Here is an 18346-nt window from a genome sequence, read left to right as displayed (position 1 = left end):
GTGCAGGTCGTCCACAATCAGGTCGTGATGATGTTGGCCCAGATCCAAGTGCTGACGCAGATAGAGGATGACCCGCCGGAAGGTTCGGATGGTCGTGAGCCAGATCGGACGGGGCGCTGGCTGGCCAAAACCGCAGCGCGAGCACCACGCAGGAAAGCGCCTGAAAACATCTAGGAGATTTCAATCATGGACACGAACTTCGACGTCATCGTCATCGTCATCGTCATTGGCGCCGGGCCTGGTGGCGACATCGCAGCGATTCGCGCCGAGCAGTTAGGCATGAATGTCGCCTGCGTCGATGCCTGGAAAACCAAGGAAGGCAAGCCTACCCAAGACGGTACATGCAACAACATCGGGTGCATCCCGTCAAAGGCGCTGCTGCAGTCGTCCAAAAACTTAGACCAAGCCAAGCACCACTTCGGCGCGCTCGGCATCATGTCCACGGGCGAGCTACGCATGGACGTGGCTGTGATGCTGGAGCGCAAGAATCAGGTCGTGAAGTCGAGCAACGAAGGCAAACTCTATCTGTTCCGAAAAAACAAGGTGCAGTTCTTAAACGGTCTGGCGTTTATGACTCGGGCCGCCGTCGGCCTTGAACTGGATGGGCGCGGAGCCGTCGTGGTGAACGGCGAATGGCGCACCAGCGTGCCCAGTATCTGGGCCATCGCCGATGTGGTGCGCGGCCTGATGCTAGCGCACATGGCAGAGGAAGAAGGTGTCGCTGTGGTCGAGCGCAGAAGGTGTCGCTGTGGTCGAGCGCATTGCAGGCCATCGCGGTCATGTCGATTTCAACACGATCCCCAACGTCATCTACACCAGCCCGGAAATCGCCTGGGTAGGTCGCACCGAGCAGCAGCTCAAATACGCGGGCGCAGCATATCGTAGCTGTACATTTCCGTTCATGGCTAACGGTCGCGCGCGTGCATTGAGCGAGACAGCGGGTCTCGTCAAGGTGATCGCAAATCCTACGACAGACGAAATCCTCGGCGTACATGTAGTCGGCCCGCAGATCAGCGAACTTGTGGCTGAGGCGGTCATCGCGATGGCATTCAATAAGGCCTCACTTGCGGTCGATAAGCGCGCTGAACTTCTGATTGATCAGAATTGGACCCGCATTCATCTCATTGAGTGTAGCCGCGGGCGGTCATACGGCCCCAGCTTGTAATAGATCGCAATCCGCATCGCAACGAGCGCTTCGCCCGCGGCTAATCGTCGTTGTGCTCTTCGACGATGTGAGTGGACATGTCCAGCAGCACTTGGTTCACATGCTTGTCGTCCACCTCATAGAAAATTTGCTTGGCCTGGCGCACCCCCTTCACAAGGCGGGCTCCACGCAGCAGCCGCAGGTGGTGACTGACCAGCGACTGCGAAAGCTCGAGGGATTCCGCGATGTCCCCAACCGAGGAGGAACCCTTCATGCAGCACAGCATTATTCTCAACCGAGACGGGTCGCCCAGTAGGCGGAAGGTCTCGGCCAGGATCGTAACGTCATTCTGTGACAAAGAAGCCAGATCGTCGCTTGCACCGCGGGGCGCGTTAACTTGTTTGCGTAAAGTCATTTCTCAAAAATTCCAACTCTCGAACAGCTACTCATGCCGTTCAGAATTAACGAGGCTGCGATAATTTGATCGCACTCGCCGACAAAGATCAGGAGACAGCCTGCGAGCCAAGGCGCGCCGCGTCTATGCGCAGCGAAATCGTCCAAACCAGCAGCGCTCAAAATAGGGCTTAACCTTACAACATAGTAACCCTCAAGTACCCTGTATGTCTAATTTCAATTTTGAGAAGACACCTTGAGCATGCCATTAACAAGTGCTGGTCGTGCCACCGTAGCAGCGATCAGCCTGCCCATCGAGGGCATGACCTGCACGAGCTGCATCGTCCGAATCGAGTGCGCCCTGACCAAGGTGCCTGTCTCTTGATCACATCTCATTGATCAAGAGACTTGGCTAACAGGTAACCTTCAAGGATGGTTTGTGGTAAAACTATCCTTCCCATAACCGCTCCCTGCCGACTCGTCCCGTCCTTTTTGAATCAAACCAACCCACTAATTTTCCGAGACTTATACAAACCCAATAAACACTTGGAGTTCGCTTCGGTACTTTTTTCTTTTCGACTTTTGACCACAGCAGCTTCCAATCACTCACAAACTTACTTGTTAGCACTGATTAAATAAAGTTGACTTTAATCATATGAATTTTAATAAATTAAAAATCAGGCCGCATGCGACCTCATCCTGACGACAAAGGTCTAGCTTTCGAGCTAAACTGCGTATTCCCACCCATGGCGATCACCTAATAACATTGAAGGGAGTCGAAAGTTTAAGGGCAGCTTTCTATGTCCTGCAGATGGGAAGTATCCGCGAGGTAGAGAGCCTTCAGTATTGGGCAGTCGGGTTTTTCATTTCCCGCGCAGCAAGCAGAGAGTGTGGTAAGAATTGATGCCATACGTTGAAATTCTTCAATTTTTAAGGTTAAATCATTAATATGAGATTCAACTATACTTTTAACATCTGCACTCTGACGCGAATGATTTCCCCAAAGAGAAAGTAACTCTCCTGCCTGTGACAGAGAAAAACCGAGATCTCGACATCGACGTATAAAATGTAACTTATAAACATCGGCATCTTTGTAGATCCGATAACCAGCCTCTGTTCTGGAGACTGATGGTATTAGCCCAACCTCCTCATAGTAACGAATCATTTTCGCCGAAACTCCCGATAAGCGGGCTGCATCACCAATGTTCATCTTCACCTCCCAAATGATTTTTACTAATACTGTAGTTAGCTTTAAGTAACATAGTTTCGGGTAACATTTATTGAAGGAAATTTCCTAATCCATTGAACCAAGTAACCATTAACCTGTTCCCAAAAATCTCACCAGCCCCCACCTAACTTCAGGTTAAACCTTCCCCTAACCGGAAGGTCAAGAGAAGTCGATAGATTTTTTGTATGATATTAAAATCTTGATCGTTTAGATTTCCCACATGGTTTAATAATAAATAATTCTTAAAGTTCAAAAATAAATGCCGACTTAATTCATCTGACTCCACTGATCATCTAGTGTTCAAAAAATTATCTACCCATTGAACCATTGCTTTAACCAAATCATCATCATATGCGATGTGCTGACCATGGCGCTGTTCTGGCGAGGGCAGCCTCAAGGTGTCATCGTTCATACTGATAGTTGGACCATTGCAGTTTTGAGAGTCAAATTCATTAGAGATCCGATTGCATTTCGAGCTCTATCGAGTGATTTTGCTTCAATGAGTTCAGCAATAGTAAAGAGCACCATAATCATCGCAGCTTCTGGCCACTGTCTAGAATTAAGGCCCATAACTGCCATATACATCCCCTTATTTCTTTTTAATCAGTTTTTCCTCTACAGGACAATCCATTTGCATAATGCGGATTTCAGTTCGCCCCCCCCAGATTATTTAATCTTTGTAGGCGCAGCCGCGCAACAGTCTCCACTAAGGCCATGATCATCTTGATCATGCGATTTCTGGTCATGGTCATGGCCACAACCTTTGTAAGTAGGCTTATCATGATTTAGGTCTTTTTCAACATGCGAATGGTTGCAATCATTATGAACATACAAATGACCATTCGCCTTGTTCAATTCGCCTGATTTCTGAATCTTGCCTCCCACAACCAAGCTTAATTTTTAAATACAACTAGCAGCTTCCTTCCTACTAGAGTTTTACTTTTTTGCGGGACCACTTGCCCAATATGTTTACTATACTGACTACTGAAGACCCTAATCTAACTACAGAGTCAAGTTCAAACGAGGGATATATGAAAATTGGTGAGTTGGCGCGTAAAGCAGGCTGTCCGGTAGAAACGATTCGTTACTACTAGAAAGAAGGTCCACTGCAGGCACCTTTACGAGACATAGGAAATAATTATCGTCACTACGACAAAACCCGTCTTGAAAAACTACTATTCATCCGCCGCTGCCGTTCTCTCGATATGACCCATGAGGAAATTCGCGCTTTGCTGTTAGCAATCAATAATCAGGGTAAAGAATGTGGCCCGATAGATGCAATCATCAACGCCCACCTAATTCACATTCAGCATCGAATCAAAGAATTAGTAGCGTTAGAAGAGCAACGTAAGGAGCTGAATGCTTTTTGTAGCGCTGACCGCAGCATAGATAAATGTTGCATAGTCCAAAAATTGACAGCTGATGAAAGTGATAGCGATCTTTCCTTAACCGCACCAACCAACCATTTAGGGGGGCATTAGTGATGCCACGCGCTTGTTTAAAATGAAAAAAATGTGATGGTGTTAAAACTGCGTAGTCTTACACCATTATGGGCCAATTTAAAGTACTACATTTTGCCGCTCAGCTTATCTCCAGAGCGGCGCTGTACCGCTCCTCCTCGGTTTACGGTGCGGGCTTTGCCCGAAGCATTGGTTAATGTCCTAAGAATAGGACATTCTGACCGCTCATCCCCAGCACAACTCCGGATTAAAACTCGTAGTTTCTCAGTCATTTGACGTATACTTTCCATACGTCGTTCTAAGTCAGCAATGTTCTCCTGAGCCAGGCGTTTAACATCAATGCTCTGGCGAGATTTGTCATTCCATAACGTAAGCAAGCCTTCTATATCTTCCAGAGAGAACCCGAGATCTCGGGCACTACGAATAAAAACCAATCTATGAACATCATTGAGAGCATACTTACGATAACCTGACTCCGTACGCTCGGAGGCAGGGATTAATCCAATTTGCTCGTAATAACGAATCATCTTGGTGGATATTCCTGATTTACGCGATGCTTCTCCGATATTCATAAGCCCACCTTGTTAATGCTCAGCGTTAATGCTCAGCGTCCTCAACCAAAGGAGGCTGGAACCGACGCAGACGCAATGAGTTTCCCAGAACGAACACGCTTGATAGCGCCATCGCCCCTGCTGCAAAAATTGGAGAGAGCAGTATTCCATAAGCTGGGTATAGCAGTCCTGCAGCCACTGGAATCAATGCTGCATTGTAAGCAAATGCCCAAAAGAGATTTTGTCTGATGTTACCGATTGTTGCCTTAGACAATCCAATAGCATTAGGAACTCCCTGCAAGTTTCCTGACATTAAGACAACATCAGCTGACTCCACGGCTATATCTGTTCCTGTACCAATTGCAAGTCCAATATCTGCAACTGCAAGTGCCGGGGCATCGTTTATCCCATCGCCGACAAAAGCAACTTTACCGTAATTTTCTTGCAGTCGACGCACCGCTTCAACTTTGCCTTCAGGTAACACTTCCGCAACCACTTCATCAATATCTAATTGTTTAGCAATAGCCTGAGCTGTATTCGCATTGTCACCGGTAATCATGGCGACCTTGAGACCAAGCTGATGTAATGCCTTTATAGCTACTGGAGTACTTGATTTAATAGGGTCAGCTACAGCAATAATTGCAGCCAACCGACCATCTATAGCAACATAGAGAGGTGATTTCCCCTCATTCCCGAGGCGTTCAGAAATCCGGGAAAAATACGTTACCTCCAATGCTAACTCACGCATAAATCGATCAGCGCCTACTTCTACAAGGCTCCCTTCAACAGTCGCTCGTACTCCCATACCAGTGATTGAATCAAACTCAGTAAGCTCTGGCAGTAAAATGCCGTCTCCTTCTGCCGACTCAACAATAGCGCGAGCAATAGGGTGCTCAGAACGTGATTCAACTGCGGCAACTTTTGCTAATACCTCATTACGTTCAAAACCCTGAGCTAGTTCCAGATCTGTCATGACTGGACGACCTTCAGTCAGAGTTCCGGTTTTGTCTACAGCAACAACTTTGGCATCTTTGAGTAACTGTAGGGCTTCTCCCTTGCGGAATAAAATTCCCATTTCTGCACCACGACCTGTACCAACCATGATAGATGTCGGTGTCGCGAGTCCCATTGCACATGGACATGCAATGATTAGCACTGCCACAGCATTAACCAATGCGAAAGACAGGGCTGGTGATGGACCAAATACTAACCAAATCAGGAATGTAAAAAGTGCTGCCAACATCACAGCTGGAACAAACCACAATGTCACTCTGTCCACAACAGCTTGTATAGGTAACTTTGACCCCTGGGCCTGTTCTACCATCCGTATGATTTGTGACAGCATTGTCTGACCACCAACCGCAGTAGCACGCAACCTCAGTGCTCCTTTCTGGTTCACAGTCCCTCCGACAACTCCACTGCCAACGATTTTTTCCACTGGTATAGGCTCACCAGTTATCATCGATTCATCTATAAAACTGGTACCTTCACTTACCTCTCCATCGACCGGAATCCTTTCTCCCGGGCGAACTTCGATAATGTCTCCAAGCACAACGTCTTTGACAGGAATATCATTCATTACGCCATTACGGAGCACGTGCGCCTCCTTAGCCTGCAAGCCTACTAAGCGTTTGATAGCCTCAGACGTTCTCCCCTTAGCTCTCGCCTCCATAAATCGTCCCAAAAGAATGAGAGCGACAATCACTGCAGCAGCTTCGTAGTACACATTAACGGTACCCTCAGGCAAAAGGTATGGTACAAACGTAGCAACCACAGAATAACCAAAAGCAGCAATAGTCCCGACAGAGACCAGTGAATTCATGTCAGGAGCAAGCCGCGTAAGAGCAGGAATGCCTTTCATGTAGAATCGACGACCTGGAACCACTAAGACTAACAATGTCAATACAAACTGGACGTACCAGCTTTCCTGGATCCCAATGGTATTCATCACCCAGTGTTGCATTCTTGGAATCATGTGAGATCCCATTTCGAGAACAAATACCGGCAGAGCCAGTGCTGTTGCAATAACTAAATCTTTCTTTAATAAAGCCTTCTCTGCGTCCTTTCTTACTTCAGACTCATTACTGACCTGATTTTGGGTATCGATGACACGGGCTTCATAGCCAACTTTTTGAATAGCAGATATGAGATCGTCTATGCCAGCCACTCCGCGAATAGTTGCCCTCTCAGTTGCAAGGTTAACCGTTGCCGCCTTTACACCATCAACCGCTAAGAGTGCCTTTTCAACACGGCCAACACACGAAGCACATGTCATACCTTGCACTGAAAGTTCAACGGATGTTACAGGAACTTCATATCCTACCTTTTCAATTGCTTCGATTAACTTCAGTCGATCAACAGGAGCTTTAAGATGAATATCCGCCAGCTCAGTCGCAAGATTGACACTTGCGTTTACGACGCCTTCAACTTTGTTTAAAGCTGCTTCAACTCGTCCTACACAACTTGCACAGGTCATACCCTCAATAGGTAAGCTAACCCGGGCTTCAGCATTGCTGGAGAGCTGGTTTTTATGAATGCTCATGATGTATTTCTCATTGTTGGTTCAGATATTAAACAGTCTAGGGCTTACCATGATGGGAAGGTCAAGCGTATTATTTTTAACCTCATGAACACAACAAATGAAGCGCCATCATTCCTGATATTCATCCAGCTGTTTGGTAGTGTGTAACTCTAACTCAAAAGAAACGAGCGCCTAAATCTCAAAATATCAGGCTAGTAGCCTGTTTGAATGTGCTCCCTCAAGAAAAGCCCCGCTAACTGCCTTTTGCAGTGGCGGCGCTAGCATTCTTTTCGGTATTCATGGCCGCTGCTTGTAATCAAGCTAAGTGAATGGGAAACCTATTAACTGAAACGCCGTCATGGTAATCGGGGACGGGGTGGGATGACGCCCAAGCCGTCAGAAATCTGGCCGCTTGGGCGTTTTTTATTGTTATAAGGTGCCCAGTAAAACGGCGCTGATTGCTGGAATTGTTGTGCCAATGACTTCTTGAGTGCTAGCAACAACAGGTAAAGTTGCAGACATGACACTTTCAACGACTGTTGGTGTGTTGTAGAGACCCATACCGCCACCAATGCCCAAGGCAAAGGCCATCAAGCTTTGGCGAGCGATACCGCCCACAATACCCACCAGAACCATGGCTCCCGCTACGATCCGTCCCAAAGTACCTTGGGTCCAATCTTTTAGGGTATCCCACACATCGGTGAAAGCATCACCACCGGTGCCTGCAAATGAGGGCTCCGAAATCATTAACGCCATTAAACCAAGCGCACCAATGGTCATTAGGCGCTGAGTCTGAATGCTGCGAACTGCATTTGTCATTCGTTAGTTTCTCCGTAGATACTCAAGTTATCGCGCTTACCATCAGCTCCCGCTGAGGCTGAATCGCTTTGAGTCTGAAGTGGACGTAGCACTGGCGAAACCGTTCGAGGTGCTGACACCCCAATATCCCACCGGCGCGGTTCAATTTCGGTAAACACGTAGCTGGATAAATTCAGATCTCCACGGTCATCCTCCCAAGGCGCAATCCAAATCCGCATTACCCTTGAAGGAATGCGAATAGGTGCAGATTGCTGCGTCTCGGGTAATGCTGGATGGCTCAGCAGTCCTGTCTCTAAATCAGATTGTGAATACCCAGAGGGAGAACCAATTCGAGTCGCCACAGCATCAATCGTCTTGGGTGCAGCGCCATAACTGGTAAGCTCATAGACTTCACGAGCAGATAAACAGCGCACACCGTCAGGCATACCTGGGCATCCATATTCACTACTCCCAAGACCCAATGAACTACAGCCAGACAATAAGGTTGAGCCGACTGCCAATAAAAGTAATCCAGCTTTAGACCACTGTTTTGAATGGTGCTTTGGGTTGTTCTGCATTGATGTCGTCATGGTTAACTCTCCTCTGGATACACATCTTATTGTCTGAAACGGACTTCGATCGGTTAGCAACATGCAGGATTTTTTCATCTTCTTGCACCTCCCCCTTGCGAAGTGGCCAACGACAACGAGGCACCACGAGTGACTATGACTTCAATTTTCCTGGCAGCGTCTACCTCTATGACTGGGAACATATTTTCAGCCATGTCCAAATAGAACTTGGCCACTCGATCCAATGCTTTACCGGTGCCTTTAATCGCAGCACCTTGTAATGCTTCTTGGCTCATGACTTGCTGGTACAGTTGAGTATCACCGGCATTACCCGTCTGAATCGTCGGAACAGGATTCACATCAAATGCGCCTGCCAAGCCCTGAAGGAATCCGGCCATCATCGATTTGGCCACCAGCTGGCCTTGTTTCGACACTAATCGGCCACGAATACCGGCTTTGCCGTCTTCACCCACGGCATAAGAATCCAGTCGCGTTTCAATGACGCCACCATCTTCTCTCACACATGAAATGGTCTCGCCTCGCAAATAAGCACGCTCAGAGCTCAAATCACCGTAACCTGCGGCGATCAAGAAACACTCTTTGATATCCGCTCTAAATCGGTTGGGTAAAATGGCTTCCTTTTGAATCCTCAGCAATGCAGGAAAAGGCTCTCGTCTTGCGGACTCGTGAGTCGGTGCATCCAAACCGGTGATCAAAGTACCTGAGATGATGCTGCCCGCCGGTAGATACAAAGGCGGCGCTTCTTGCACAACAACCTCTGGTTCAGCAACCACTTCAGGCTCAATCATACGAATCGTGATTGGCGGCAATGGAACATCTCGTGCTCGTGTACCTTGGCCATTGGCTGGCTGCCGATAGAGCGGATCTGGCAGCGGCGCATTGGCAAAATAGTCGTCTGGGTTAGACGGCAGAGGCTTTTCGTCTTTGGGTAATTCCATGGCAGATAAAGGCACTTCAAAGCGGCTATTTGTGCCTTCAACTGCTGCATCACCTCCAGCGCGAACATCATCAAGTTCCGCTCTAAGGCGGGCCAGCTCCGCATTGACCTCACTTGGTATAGAAGGCGAACCTGGGCTTAGCCGCCCTGAATCGACGTCACGACGCAAGCGCTCAACTTCACGACGTAACTGTTCATTGCGCTCACTGAGTAGTTTTACGTTCGCAGCCAAACTATCGACCCCAACATCACGAGTATTGGTATCCGTAAGAATGTGCCGGATCGTTTCCTGCCGGTTCCGACTGTTCGCGCCATCGTCAGGATTAGGTGAAAACACCATCACCATAAGGATGAGACCACCAGCAATACCTGCAACCGATAGGCCCCGCTTCATGTTCGGGCTCAATTGCTCCCATTGTGCTTTCATCGTTATTCACCTCCTACAAGAAGCGAAGGTCGCTGACTTTCCACCGCTTCTTCACGATGATTGCGAACAACCACATACAACTCAGTCTTTTCGCCCGGCAACAAGATATTGCGAGGCCAGTAGGCGCTTGCCACTATACCTGGTGCATTGCAGGCTATCTCACTGGCTTCTATCGGCTCATCGGCAAAGCTTTCAACCAGTCCTACATAGACGGTGAAGTAATGTCCCGTCACAATTTGCCCCTGTTTAAAACCAAACTTTAAGCCAGGCTGAAAACATTTCGGGCTTGTGTCAGTTTGGCCAGCTAAACGGATGTCATAGCCTTGTGGTAACTCATTTAGTGCAAGGCGTCTGAGTAAATCACGTAAGCTATCGACGTATGGCTGAGCCGTTTCCCAAGTGGCGGCTTTTCGGTTCACGACGCCCTTAATAGGCCACTGCTGACCATCAATAGCTAAGGTGATTTCACGCGGTGGAATACGACGAGGTACTAAGGTGACAGATAATGCGGGAGCTTCCTGACCAGGCGGAGTGATGTAAAGTGAAACCGGTGATTCTTTGTCCGTGGCTACATATACAACATTCCCCTTGATTTGCGTCTGAGCATCACTGGTTGTTCTCACCTGAGGCGATTCAAACGGCGTCACAATCCGATTCAGATGACCAAGTGCTACAGGGATCAGTTCATTAACCCCCGGTGTCATCAGTAGCATTGTTGGCGTATCCGCTGCAACCGAATTGCTTTGAACCGGTGGATTTGCAGTAGCAGACTGCTTCATCACACTGGCTGGTACAATCGGCAATTCCACGTCTGCATAAGAAGCTTGAGATAACAGGACGCCACTCAAGCTCATTGCGATTAAGCTTGGTATCATCCATCGACTAATTTTGGTTCGCATCATTCACCCTCCGGTTTTGCTCTTGGGTCAACTTTTCACGAACTCGCTTCGTTCTAGCTTGCCCCTCATACGTATCCATCCAGCTAAGTTTTGGACGGTATTGCTCAATGTCGATATCAAACTCATAGGTGCGAGTTTGGCGCTGCTCATCTCCAGATGGTCCAGAGACCAAGGAATAACCGGTCACAAAGACATGGCCGGTTTCATACTCATACTCCACTTGTCTGGGTTGGAATTTGAGCGTGACTCGGTCTTCACGGATCTGTCTTGCCTGAATCTCCAGTGCATCGACCACTTGCTGGTACACCGCAGGTGAAAGTAGCGGCTCGATAGCAACCCGGATAAAGGACACATTGCCCGGCGTCACGTTGCCCATAAGCTCAGCCAGGTAGAGTCCCCAAGATTCCAGGTAAGGCTGACTGGCCTGGTTTCGTGACACTTCAGCCGTTTCAGACAAGGTTGGTGGTTGAATGGCCACCACGGTATTGCGAGAAAATGCCGCTACCGCAAGCAGCAAGTTAGATAGCACCAGCACCGCAATCAGGAACCGTTGCCATCGGTTCTCTAATTGCGTGCCTTGCCATGATTTTAAAAACACGTCGAACTTCACGGCAGATAGCTCCTGATAAATGGGTTAGGGATTGTCTTGGCTTTGGTTGGCAACAGCCCGGCCCAGTAGATGGCGTGAAGAATAAAACCATCTGGGCGACCATCACGAAAACGCCGATAGAGCTTGGTTGTCACCAACCCCAACAGGCATAAAACCAAGGCATTACCGGTAAAAATGCCGATCACTAGCCCCAACAGAATGGGAGCCATCTCATCGGCACTCCAAAGCAGGAAGTGCGGCGGGTCATCGATATAGGATGGAATATTCACAGGTTCCATAGTCACTCCTCGTTGTTTGAATTGAGAAGTGAAGGATGCCTTGGGATTGGTAGGTTCAGTGGTCAGCTAGATGCCGAATTCTTGAAGGTTTTGAGGGTTCTACTCAGACAATACTAACAATTGATCTTTTTGATGCGGTTGATATGATGGGGTTATTGGTCGTGTCGAGACCAGCTGCCCACTTTAGCAAACCCGGACGGGACGACATGCATATCAAATTTATTTTTTGCTTAGGTTTTTTCTGCGACCTCGGCAGTGGGCACCGTATTCGCTAATAGGAGAAACTCAATGCAAATTACTAAAATCATTTCCTCTGCCTCGGTTGAACGTTTAAAGCAAAAAGCACGAAAGCTTAAACGTGAAAAATCCATTCCACACACTCAAGCACTCGATGAAGTTGCAGTATCTGCTGGTTTTAATCATTGGCATCAAGTTGTGCTAGCTAATGACTTACTGAAACCATCAGAAGTGGCGTTATCTTCTGGATGTGTCATGGCTTTTGATGTCAAAGATGGTATGGACGTCGATACCAGTGATGGGGTTTTAATTGAAGACCACTTCTTGGAGATGCTCACTGAAAAGCAGCTATTTGAAATTTATGCCAATTCCCCTGATGAGGACGACGAACAAAACAGGCCGCTAAAAGAAACGCTATCGGATTCAGAGCTTCATGAGTATTTTCGAGATTATTGCTCATTCATGTACTTTCGTATTGCCGAGCCTCATGCAAACAAACCGTTAAAAGAAGTATTGGCTCTTATACGACAGTACTCGTTTTGGATGCCTCAATATATTTGGCTTCAAGGCCACCTTATTGATACTTACCATTTGCCTGCTGAAGACGAGTGCGTATTTTTATAACTATGAACGCTGATTTTTGCTTAGCGTGAACACTTCCACCCCTTATTCTTGCAGATGCGGCACTTTTACCTTAAGTGTTCACAGTTGGTCAAGATTCGCTTGTTTTTTACGCATGGATTCTCCTTTCAAACTAATTTTATAGGCGTTGTGTAAAAGCCTATCTAAGATGGCGTCAGCAAGTGTTGGATCGCCAATAGTTTCATGCCAATGATTGGTTGGAAGTTGGCTAGTAATGATTGTCGATCCGATTCCGTGCCGGTCTTCAATCACTTCCATTAAGTCCATTCTTTGCTGCCGCTTTAGGGCGTCCAATCCCCAGTCATCTATGATCAGGATTTCAGTTTTCCGCAACTGTAAAAGCACTTTACCAAAGCTACCGTCACCGTGTGCGATCGTGAGCATTTCAAGTAGTCTGCTGGCCCGGTAGTAGCGCACGGAGATTCCTTGTTCACAAGCAGTTTGCCCCATGGCGCAGGCCAGGAATGTTTTGCCTGTGCCTGTTGGCCCTTCAATCAGAATATTTCGATGCTGCTTAACCCAGTCAAACTGCAATAGCTGTGCGACGGTGCTTTTGTTTAAACCACGCTTGGTTTGGTAATCAATGTCTGATGGTTGGGCATTGATTCGGAGTTTGGCTTGTTGTAACAGGCGTGCAATTTTACGGTTATCTCGGGTTGTGATTTCATGATTAACCAAGAGTGCGAGTCGTTCGAGAAAGCTCAGCTCCTCATAGGTATTGGGTTGATCACACTGCTGAGACAGAGCCTCAGCCATACCGGTTAATCGCAAACTGTTTAGCTGAGTGCGTGTTTTATTAACTCAAGTTTCGGAGTTCAGTTTAGCCTAAAATCAGCACTCATCACCAATAGATTTGGCTTCTAGCCTCAGCGTGAAGGTATCCATTTGCATGACTTGCATAAAGAACTCCTGAACCGTTTTGTCTATTTGGTTCATTAAGCTTGGAAACGAAAGTAACCCACAGCTGGAGGCTATATAATACAAAGCCTGTAGCATTCTATGTTACTTTAGAGGGGAAAATCCCTAGAACCCCAAGTTGATGCTCAACCACCAATGTCGTGTATTCGCCAATTCGGGTTGCCCATAACACAAACCGCTGAGGCGACCACTCTTGATGCTTCAAATGCGCCTTCGCCATATGCGTGGTGTCAGTCGTGTGGCCGTGTTTAAAGGCTCGCGGGTGGTGGGCCACCTGCTTTCCCTGATGATTAATGGTCAAGGTGGTTCGGCTTGCATGAATCATCACGTTTTGTTTTACCAGTTGATATGGTACGGAGTAGAAGTGACCGTCGTATTCCACATGGTAATCAAGATGAACTCTGGCCTTTTTAACCTCAAGGTACTCATAGGGGGATGGTGGTAACGGTCTTAACGCAGGCTTATCAATACTTTCAAATTGAGATTGGCGAGATCCCGGACGTTTTTTAAACGGGCGGTTGTTGAGGTCTGCCAGCAAAAAACGAATGGCTTGATTAAGTGACGCGAGAGTAAAAAATGGCTGCTTTCTCAGGCGCATCATGATCCACCGCTCAACCACTTGAACCGCGACCTCTGCTTTAGATTTGTCCTTTGGTTTGTAGGGGCGAGCTGGGATGACGGCAACATTGTAGTGCTCTGCAAGTTGCTGATAGGTAGGGTTTAGGTCAGGATCATAGCGGCAGGCTTTGCTAACGGCACTTTTCAGGTTATCTGGCACAACCACCTCCGGAACACCACCAAAAAAGTTAAATGCTCGAACATGGGAACCAATCCAGTCAGGCAAGCTTTGTGACCATGTCGCCTCAACGAATGTATAAGAGCTGGCGCCCAGGACGGAGACAAAAATCTGGGCAGTACGTACCTCGCCCGTTTGATGGTTAATGACATCCATGGTCGGCCCGCAATAATCGACAAACATCTTCTCGCCAGCTAGGTGTGTTTGTCTCATCGATAGCTGGCGTGAGCCCTGCCAACGTTTGAACAGAACGGTGAAGCGAGAATAGCTATAGTGATTACTGGGGTGGTCTTGTGTGTACTCTTCCCACAGCAATTGTCGTGTCATTCCCTTGGTCCCCAACTCATCGTGAATTGCATTGAAATCGGGTTCCGCAAACACGGTGACCGTGTCCTTTCTTGGTTTTCGTGACGGCTGCAGGATGGCTAAAACTTGTTGCTCTGTCATGCTCTCTGGCAAAGGCCAACCAATGCCAGCCGCATCGGCTCGATTGAGGTACTTTGAGATAGCCCCCGTTGATATATTCAGGCTACGGGATATTTGCCTGGATGAGAGGTCGGCGCCGTATTTGAGGCGCAGAATTTCTTTGATTTTCTGCATAGAGATCTTCTTCGTTTTCATAACGGCTCCTGAGGGTTAAACAAAGGAGCGCAGGTTAATGGTTAAAAACTGACCTGCAAGAAGGGGTGGGGATTTTTGCTTACCGTGAACACTAAATTTTGTCATGCGGAAAAAGTGTTCACGCTTAGGCAAAAATCAGTGTTCACAGTTAAGAAAATTAGGTGTTCACGCTAGAGAAAAATTGGTGTTCACGGTTGGGAAAAATACGCAACGAGAACGGCAATACCGTAGGCGTAAGGTTTTAGCTCTACAAGATGAGGCCCAACTGGCCTCATATCTTCTTCTGCAAGTGACTTAACGCCAACCCTGCCATCAATGCCAAGCCGATGATCATCGACGGTAGTACCACCGGTGGAATAGCCAGCGGGGCGAACAATCCCATAAACAGCAAGATGACGCCTGAACCCAGGATAATCATGCTGTAGCGGTGAATGATAGGGCTCGAAAAATCAAAGGTTGTCTTCTTAATCTTCCAGGTCATTAAGCCATCCCACAACGCCGGTAACATGAGAATAAGCGCAAAGGGCAACCAGACCATCAGTAAAGCAAATCGAGTGAACACTTGGTACAACACATCAAAAAATGCCTGAATACGGTCTTCTACCCAGACAAACCAAAAGCCTCCCATGTTCTCCATCCCTTTAGAGCGCAGTCGCTGCTCTTCAGTGGGGATTAGAAAATCTCGCACAGATTGCTCCATCTGCGTATCCACAACCCATGATTGATACCAGCGATGGCTAGTTTGACCAATCCAATAGCTTGTTTGTGCGCCCAATTGGTTTTGGATCATCTGCTTCTCTTTACTGATGACCCGGCCAGTCCAATCACCGGGCACTAACACGCCAATGGCAATAATCTCCAGCATCAGTGCCAGACACAGCAGCCAAACCGACTTATGCTTGCTCATGCCAAACATCCTCTTCAACTCGCGCCAGCATGGCTGCAACGGTTGGAGTCATAATCCGGGCTTTAATCACTTGTTGAAGCCGCTTTGTCGATGTATGGCCACTGACATAACGCATATCAATACGTCCTTCAGCCAGATACGCCATCCGATTTGGACGATTACGAATCCAGGAGTAGAAATACACACCATCTACGGCGGCCCACTCGAAATGGTCAGGATCACGCAGGCGAATCCCCGTTAAAGCACTGGCGGCAGTCCAGGTCAGTGCCTCAATGAAATGCCAAAGGCGTACACTATCATCATCACAACTGACTTCTTCATAACTGCCCAAACCATTACACAGACACAAATCAAAGATGGAATGGCCATCTAACGTGAACGCATCCGTTAAGTAGTCCGCCAAGCAATACACCGAGGCCAAAGCATGAGGCCAGTCGGTTTCAAGCAGTCCTAAGGTTTCCTTGAACTGGGGGTTATGTTGCTGCCACTGAGCGAGCATTTCTTTACTGGTAAGTGTTGTCATTTTCAGACAGACAGAATGATGCATACAGACTCCTTATGCTGCCTGTGTAGAGCTGGTTAAAATAGGAATGCGGCCTTTGATCACGCGGCCACCTGAAAGCTTGGCGATGTACTCCAGGTTGGGAAGCTGGCCTAATAACTGCGGTGGAAACATATCGCCTTCTTCCTCCATCAAGCGTTCGCCATGATTGCCGGTAAACAACGCGGGGCTGTCCGAGTTGGACGACATACCTTGAGTTTGCATGATGTACTGCAACCGAGTCTTAGGCAGATTGTCGGTAATGTACTGCTGCGTTTCGGCATCCATCACCCGAAGAGCTATCAGGTTGTTGATGTTACCTAACACCTGACGGGCCTTAGCTTCGCTGCCTGTACGAGCTGAAAAATCAGCAAAGGTCTGAGTAGCAATCACACAACGCATTTTTGCGCCACGGCCTTTGTTGAGCAGTTGAATGAAGGGATCGTTGACGACTTCAGCAGCCTCATCGATGAAGATATTTACGGGACGATTTTCAACACCATAGTTATAGCGGTCACCGGCCACAGCCGTGAGATCGGATAAAAGCAACGAACCAATGGCGCTGCCAACCATGGCGTCGGTCAATGAATCCAACCCGATATAGGCCACTTGGGCATTGTTGATAATACGGCCAGAATCCGTAATTAACCGGCTGTCATTCACATCGTTTGCAATCGGTGATAGCAGTGGGCCAAGTTCACTTGAAGTGAGCATATTGAGCACCGGCATCAATGAAGCCACCATCTTGGAATAGTGGGTTCTGTCATGCTCAAACATACTCAATAGCCCTTCCAAATCGGTATTGGCGGCAACGGGCTGAATGCGTTCGTAATAAAAAAGCAGCATCGCCATGGCTTGTTTTGCCAAGGTATTGGCCTTTTCGGTAAAGCGCTTAATCTCCACACTAAAGTTCGGATATACCTGCTCACCCCAAGCCGTGACGGCTTTTACTACCAAACCTTCTGGGCCACCTTCCAAGAATCGTCTCAGGGTTTTCAGATCAGGACGTTGTGACGTAAGCAACAGACCTTGCACTATGTTGTTCAATGCCATTTGGCCAAAGGCTTTAAATGGATCAGCACCGGTTTCAGATGGGATTAGTGCCGCAATTCGGCTGGCAATTTCAGTGCCCCGGTTAAAGTTTCTAAGGGGATTAAGCCGTACCGAATGCTCAGGAAAACCCGGATGAAAATACACAAAGCGCTCAGGACTACCGGCGGCAATACAGGCTCGCTGCGCATTATCCTTAAGTTCCTTGTCTCCCTTAGGGTCAATAATAATCACGGCTTCATTACGCAAAATGGCCTGAGTGATCATCGCATCAAAGCATCGGGTTTTTCCGGCACCGGTCGTACCGACAATTAAGGTATGCCCCTCGGTGTGACCAACTGGCTGGTACACATCTTCTTCTTTGGGCTCGACACCATGAATCCAGGTCGAACCCATTTGTTTGCCGTGACCTTGGTTAAGCAAGGTTTGCTTATCCCGCTTTAGGATTTCATAAGCGCGTTGGGCATGGCGTTGGTCCCACTCAAAGCCATAACCTAACCACAATTCATCAGGATGTTTTGCCATTACCTTTTGCAAATGCGACAGCGCCATAAATGCCAATGGTTTGCCTTTTAGCCCCTTCTGCAACTTATAAAGACGGTAAGCCTCAGGCAGGCGATACAACGCCATGCCCGAGGAAATCCCTGTCATCCACCAAAATGGCTCAGGTGGTAGCTCAGTCAGCATTTCTGCGGCAATCGCCCCAGTGGCCCCAACCACCAGCCAACCTGCTGCTGCCATGGCCTCATAGTTCGTGCGCCAGGGCATTTCGTATGCGTTTTCTTTCATTCATGCTCC

General features: G+C 48.0%; 18 protein-coding genes and 3 pseudogenes. 4 read left to right on the top strand and 17 right to left on the bottom strand.

Features of this window, described 5'->3' with window-relative positions; all coding sequences use genetic code 11:
* The first annotated feature begins 186 nt into the window (after positions 1–186).
* The gene (locus BM528_RS18375; RefSeq protein ID WP_015066563.1) at positions 187–885 is read left to right on the top strand and encodes an FAD-dependent oxidoreductase; all 699 of its coding nucleotides are present in this window, start codon (positions 187–189) and stop codon (positions 883–885) included.
* Positions 797–1165 carry a hypothetical protein gene (locus tag BM528_RS18835; RefSeq protein ID WP_223420022.1) on the top strand — a complete coding sequence of 123 codons (369 nt, stop codon included), beginning with the start codon at positions 797–799 and terminating at the stop codon, positions 1163–1165. The genes BM528_RS18375 and BM528_RS18835 overlap by 89 nt, the downstream gene beginning before the upstream one ends.
* Positions 1166–1205: 40 nt before the next feature.
* Here the strand turns inward: BM528_RS18835 and BM528_RS09210 are convergent, their stop codons facing one another.
* From BM528_RS09210 to BM528_RS18370, 4 genes and pseudogenes are all read right to left on the bottom strand, one after another.
* Positions 1206–1559: an ArsR/SmtB family transcription factor gene (locus BM528_RS09210; RefSeq protein WP_011788489.1), complete on the bottom strand. Its 354-nt coding sequence runs from the start codon at positions 1557–1559 to the stop codon at positions 1206–1208.
* Between the two features lie 370 nt (positions 1560–1929).
* Positions 1930–2138 (bottom strand): annotated as a pseudogene (locus BM528_RS18490) (IS4 family transposase); the annotation flags it as partial.
* Between the two features lie 183 nt (positions 2139–2321).
* Complete coding sequence (cueR, locus tag BM528_RS09200) at positions 2322–2747, bottom strand: Cu(I)-responsive transcriptional regulator (protein ID WP_011788488.1); 426 nt, start codon at positions 2745–2747, stop codon at positions 2322–2324.
* Between the two features lie 426 nt (positions 2748–3173).
* Entirely contained in the window at positions 3174–3344 is a 171-nt protein-coding gene (locus BM528_RS18370; protein ID WP_015066561.1) for a hypothetical protein, read from the bottom strand.
* A gap of 386 nt (positions 3345–3730) precedes the next feature.
* On the opposite strand from BM528_RS18370, the pseudogene BM528_RS09190 reads away from it, so the two are divergent.
* Positions 3731–4246, top strand: a pseudogene (locus tag BM528_RS09190) (Cd(II)/Pb(II)-responsive transcriptional regulator).
* A gap of 86 nt (positions 4247–4332) precedes the next feature.
* On the opposite strand, the gene cueR (BM528_RS09185) reads toward BM528_RS09190, so the two are convergent.
* The 8 genes from cueR (BM528_RS09185) to traL all read right to left on the bottom strand — a co-directional run bounded on the left by cueR (BM528_RS09185) (position 4333) and on the right by traL (position 11836).
* Positions 4333–4797: a Cu(I)-responsive transcriptional regulator gene (gene cueR, locus BM528_RS09185; protein WP_011788480.1), complete on the bottom strand. Its 465-nt coding sequence runs from the start codon at positions 4795–4797 to the stop codon at positions 4333–4335.
* A gap of 25 nt (positions 4798–4822) precedes the next feature.
* Positions 4823–7318 carry a heavy metal translocating P-type ATPase gene (locus BM528_RS09180; protein WP_011788479.1) on the bottom strand — a complete coding sequence of 832 codons (2496 nt, stop codon included), beginning with the start codon at positions 7316–7318 and terminating at the stop codon, positions 4823–4825.
* 408 nt (positions 7319–7726) lie between these two features.
* Positions 7727–8116, bottom strand: a complete 390-nt coding sequence (gene traA, locus BM528_RS09175) for a TraA family conjugative transfer protein (protein ID WP_011788478.1) — start codon at positions 8114–8116, stop codon at positions 7727–7729.
* Complete coding sequence (locus BM528_RS09170; RefSeq protein ID WP_156844045.1) at positions 8113–8685, bottom strand: TraV family lipoprotein; 573 nt, start codon at positions 8683–8685, stop codon at positions 8113–8115. The genes traA and BM528_RS09170 overlap by 4 nt, the downstream gene beginning before the upstream one ends.
* Before the next feature lie 74 nt (positions 8686–8759).
* On the bottom strand, positions 8760–10049 hold the full coding sequence (locus BM528_RS09165) for a TraB/VirB10 family protein (protein WP_071979587.1): 1290 nt from the start codon (positions 10047–10049) through the stop codon (positions 8760–8762).
* Between the two features lie 2 nt (positions 10050–10051).
* Positions 10052–10948 (bottom strand): TraK domain-containing protein, encoded by an 897-nt coding sequence (locus tag BM528_RS09160; protein ID WP_020743644.1) that lies wholly within the window; start codon positions 10946–10948, stop codon positions 10052–10054.
* Positions 10932–11546 carry a TraE/TraK family type IV conjugative transfer system protein gene (locus BM528_RS09155; RefSeq protein ID WP_002042607.1) on the bottom strand — a complete coding sequence of 205 codons (615 nt, stop codon included), beginning with the start codon at positions 11544–11546 and terminating at the stop codon, positions 10932–10934. The genes BM528_RS09160 and BM528_RS09155 overlap by 17 nt, the downstream gene beginning before the upstream one ends.
* An 8-nt stretch (positions 11547–11554) precedes the next feature.
* On the bottom strand, positions 11555–11836 hold the full coding sequence (gene traL, locus BM528_RS09150) for a type IV conjugative transfer system protein TraL (protein WP_000433889.1): 282 nt from the start codon (positions 11834–11836) through the stop codon (positions 11555–11557).
* Positions 11837–12124: 288 nt separating this feature from the next.
* Here traL and BM528_RS09140 point away from each other — a divergent pair, with 288 nt between their 5' ends.
* Complete coding sequence (locus BM528_RS09140) at positions 12125–12697, top strand: hypothetical protein (protein WP_001167481.1); 573 nt, start codon at positions 12125–12127, stop codon at positions 12695–12697.
* 78 nt (positions 12698–12775) lie between these two features.
* On the opposite strand, the pseudogene istB reads toward BM528_RS09140, so the two are convergent.
* The 5 genes and pseudogenes from istB to traD form a co-directional block, all read right to left on the bottom strand.
* Positions 12776–13507: pseudogene (istB, locus tag BM528_RS09135) on the bottom strand (IS21-like element helper ATPase IstB); the annotation flags it as partial.
* Between the two features lie 205 nt (positions 13508–13712).
* Positions 13713–15050 (bottom strand): IS21 family transposase, encoded by a 1338-nt coding sequence (gene istA, locus BM528_RS09130; RefSeq protein ID WP_231401163.1) that lies wholly within the window; start codon positions 15048–15050, stop codon positions 13713–13715.
* A 271-nt stretch (positions 15051–15321) separates the two neighbouring features.
* Positions 15322–15957 (bottom strand): DUF4400 domain-containing protein, encoded by a 636-nt coding sequence (locus tag BM528_RS09125; RefSeq protein WP_000033756.1) that lies wholly within the window; start codon positions 15955–15957, stop codon positions 15322–15324.
* Entirely contained in the window at positions 15944–16504 is a 561-nt protein-coding gene (locus BM528_RS09120; RefSeq protein ID WP_000546512.1) for a hypothetical protein, read from the bottom strand. Before BM528_RS09120 ends, BM528_RS09125 begins: the two co-directional genes overlap by 14 nt.
* A 9-nt stretch (positions 16505–16513) precedes the next feature.
* Complete coding sequence (gene traD, locus BM528_RS09115) at positions 16514–18337, bottom strand: conjugative transfer system coupling protein TraD (RefSeq protein ID WP_071979586.1); 1824 nt, start codon at positions 18335–18337, stop codon at positions 16514–16516.
* Positions 18338–18346: the final 9 nt, after the last annotated feature.

It is taken from the genome of Alteromonas sp. RW2A1, from assembly GCF_001886475.1.
GTDB lineage: Bacteria > Pseudomonadota > Gammaproteobacteria > Enterobacterales > Alteromonadaceae > Alteromonas > Alteromonas hispanica.
This window is presented reverse-complemented; position numbering and strand designations above follow the sequence as displayed.

Bases quoted from the DNA above. Each gene is read 5' to 3' on its own strand.
- BM528_RS18375 (WP_015066563.1), top strand. From the start codon at position 187: ATGGACACGAACTTCGACGTCATCGTCATCGTCATCGTCATTGGCGCC.
- BM528_RS09210 (WP_011788489.1), bottom strand. From the start codon at position 1,559: ATGACTTTACGCAAACAAGTTAACGCGCCCCGCGGTGCAAGCGACGAT.
- cueR (WP_011788488.1), bottom strand. From the start codon at position 2,747: ATGAACATTGGTGATGCAGCCCGCTTATCGGGAGTTTCGGCGAAAATG.
- BM528_RS18370 (WP_015066561.1), bottom strand. From the start codon at position 3,344: ATGGCAGTTATGGGCCTTAATTCTAGACAGTGGCCAGAAGCTGCGATG.
- cueR (WP_011788480.1), bottom strand. From the start codon at position 4,797: ATGAATATCGGAGAAGCATCGCGTAAATCAGGAATATCCACCAAGATG.
- BM528_RS09180 (WP_011788479.1), bottom strand. From the start codon at position 7,318: ATGAGCATTCATAAAAACCAGCTCTCCAGCAATGCTGAAGCCCGGGTT.
- traA (WP_011788478.1), bottom strand. From the start codon at position 8,116: ATGACAAATGCAGTTCGCAGCATTCAGACTCAGCGCCTAATGACCATT.
- BM528_RS09170 (WP_156844045.1), bottom strand. From the start codon at position 8,685: ATGACGACATCAATGCAGAACAACCCAAAGCACCATTCAAAACAGTGG.
- BM528_RS09165 (WP_071979587.1), bottom strand. From the start codon at position 10,049: ATGAAAGCACAATGGGAGCAATTGAGCCCGAACATGAAGCGGGGCCTA.
- BM528_RS09160 (WP_020743644.1), bottom strand. From the start codon at position 10,948: ATGCGAACCAAAATTAGTCGATGGATGATACCAAGCTTAATCGCAATG.
- traL (WP_000433889.1), bottom strand. From the start codon at position 11,836: ATGGAACCTGTGAATATTCCATCCTATATCGATGACCCGCCGCACTTC.
- BM528_RS09140 (WP_001167481.1), top strand. From the start codon at position 12,125: ATGCAAATTACTAAAATCATTTCCTCTGCCTCGGTTGAACGTTTAAAG.
- istA (WP_231401163.1), bottom strand. From the start codon at position 15,050: ATGAAAACGAAGAAGATCTCTATGCAGAAAATCAAAGAAATTCTGCGC.
- BM528_RS09125 (WP_000033756.1), bottom strand. From the start codon at position 15,957: ATGAGCAAGCATAAGTCGGTTTGGCTGCTGTGTCTGGCACTGATGCTG.
- BM528_RS09120 (WP_000546512.1), bottom strand. From the start codon at position 16,504: ATGCATCATTCTGTCTGTCTGAAAATGACAACACTTACCAGTAAAGAA.
- traD (WP_071979586.1), bottom strand. From the start codon at position 18,337: ATGAAAGAAAACGCATACGAAATGCCCTGGCGCACGAACTATGAGGCC.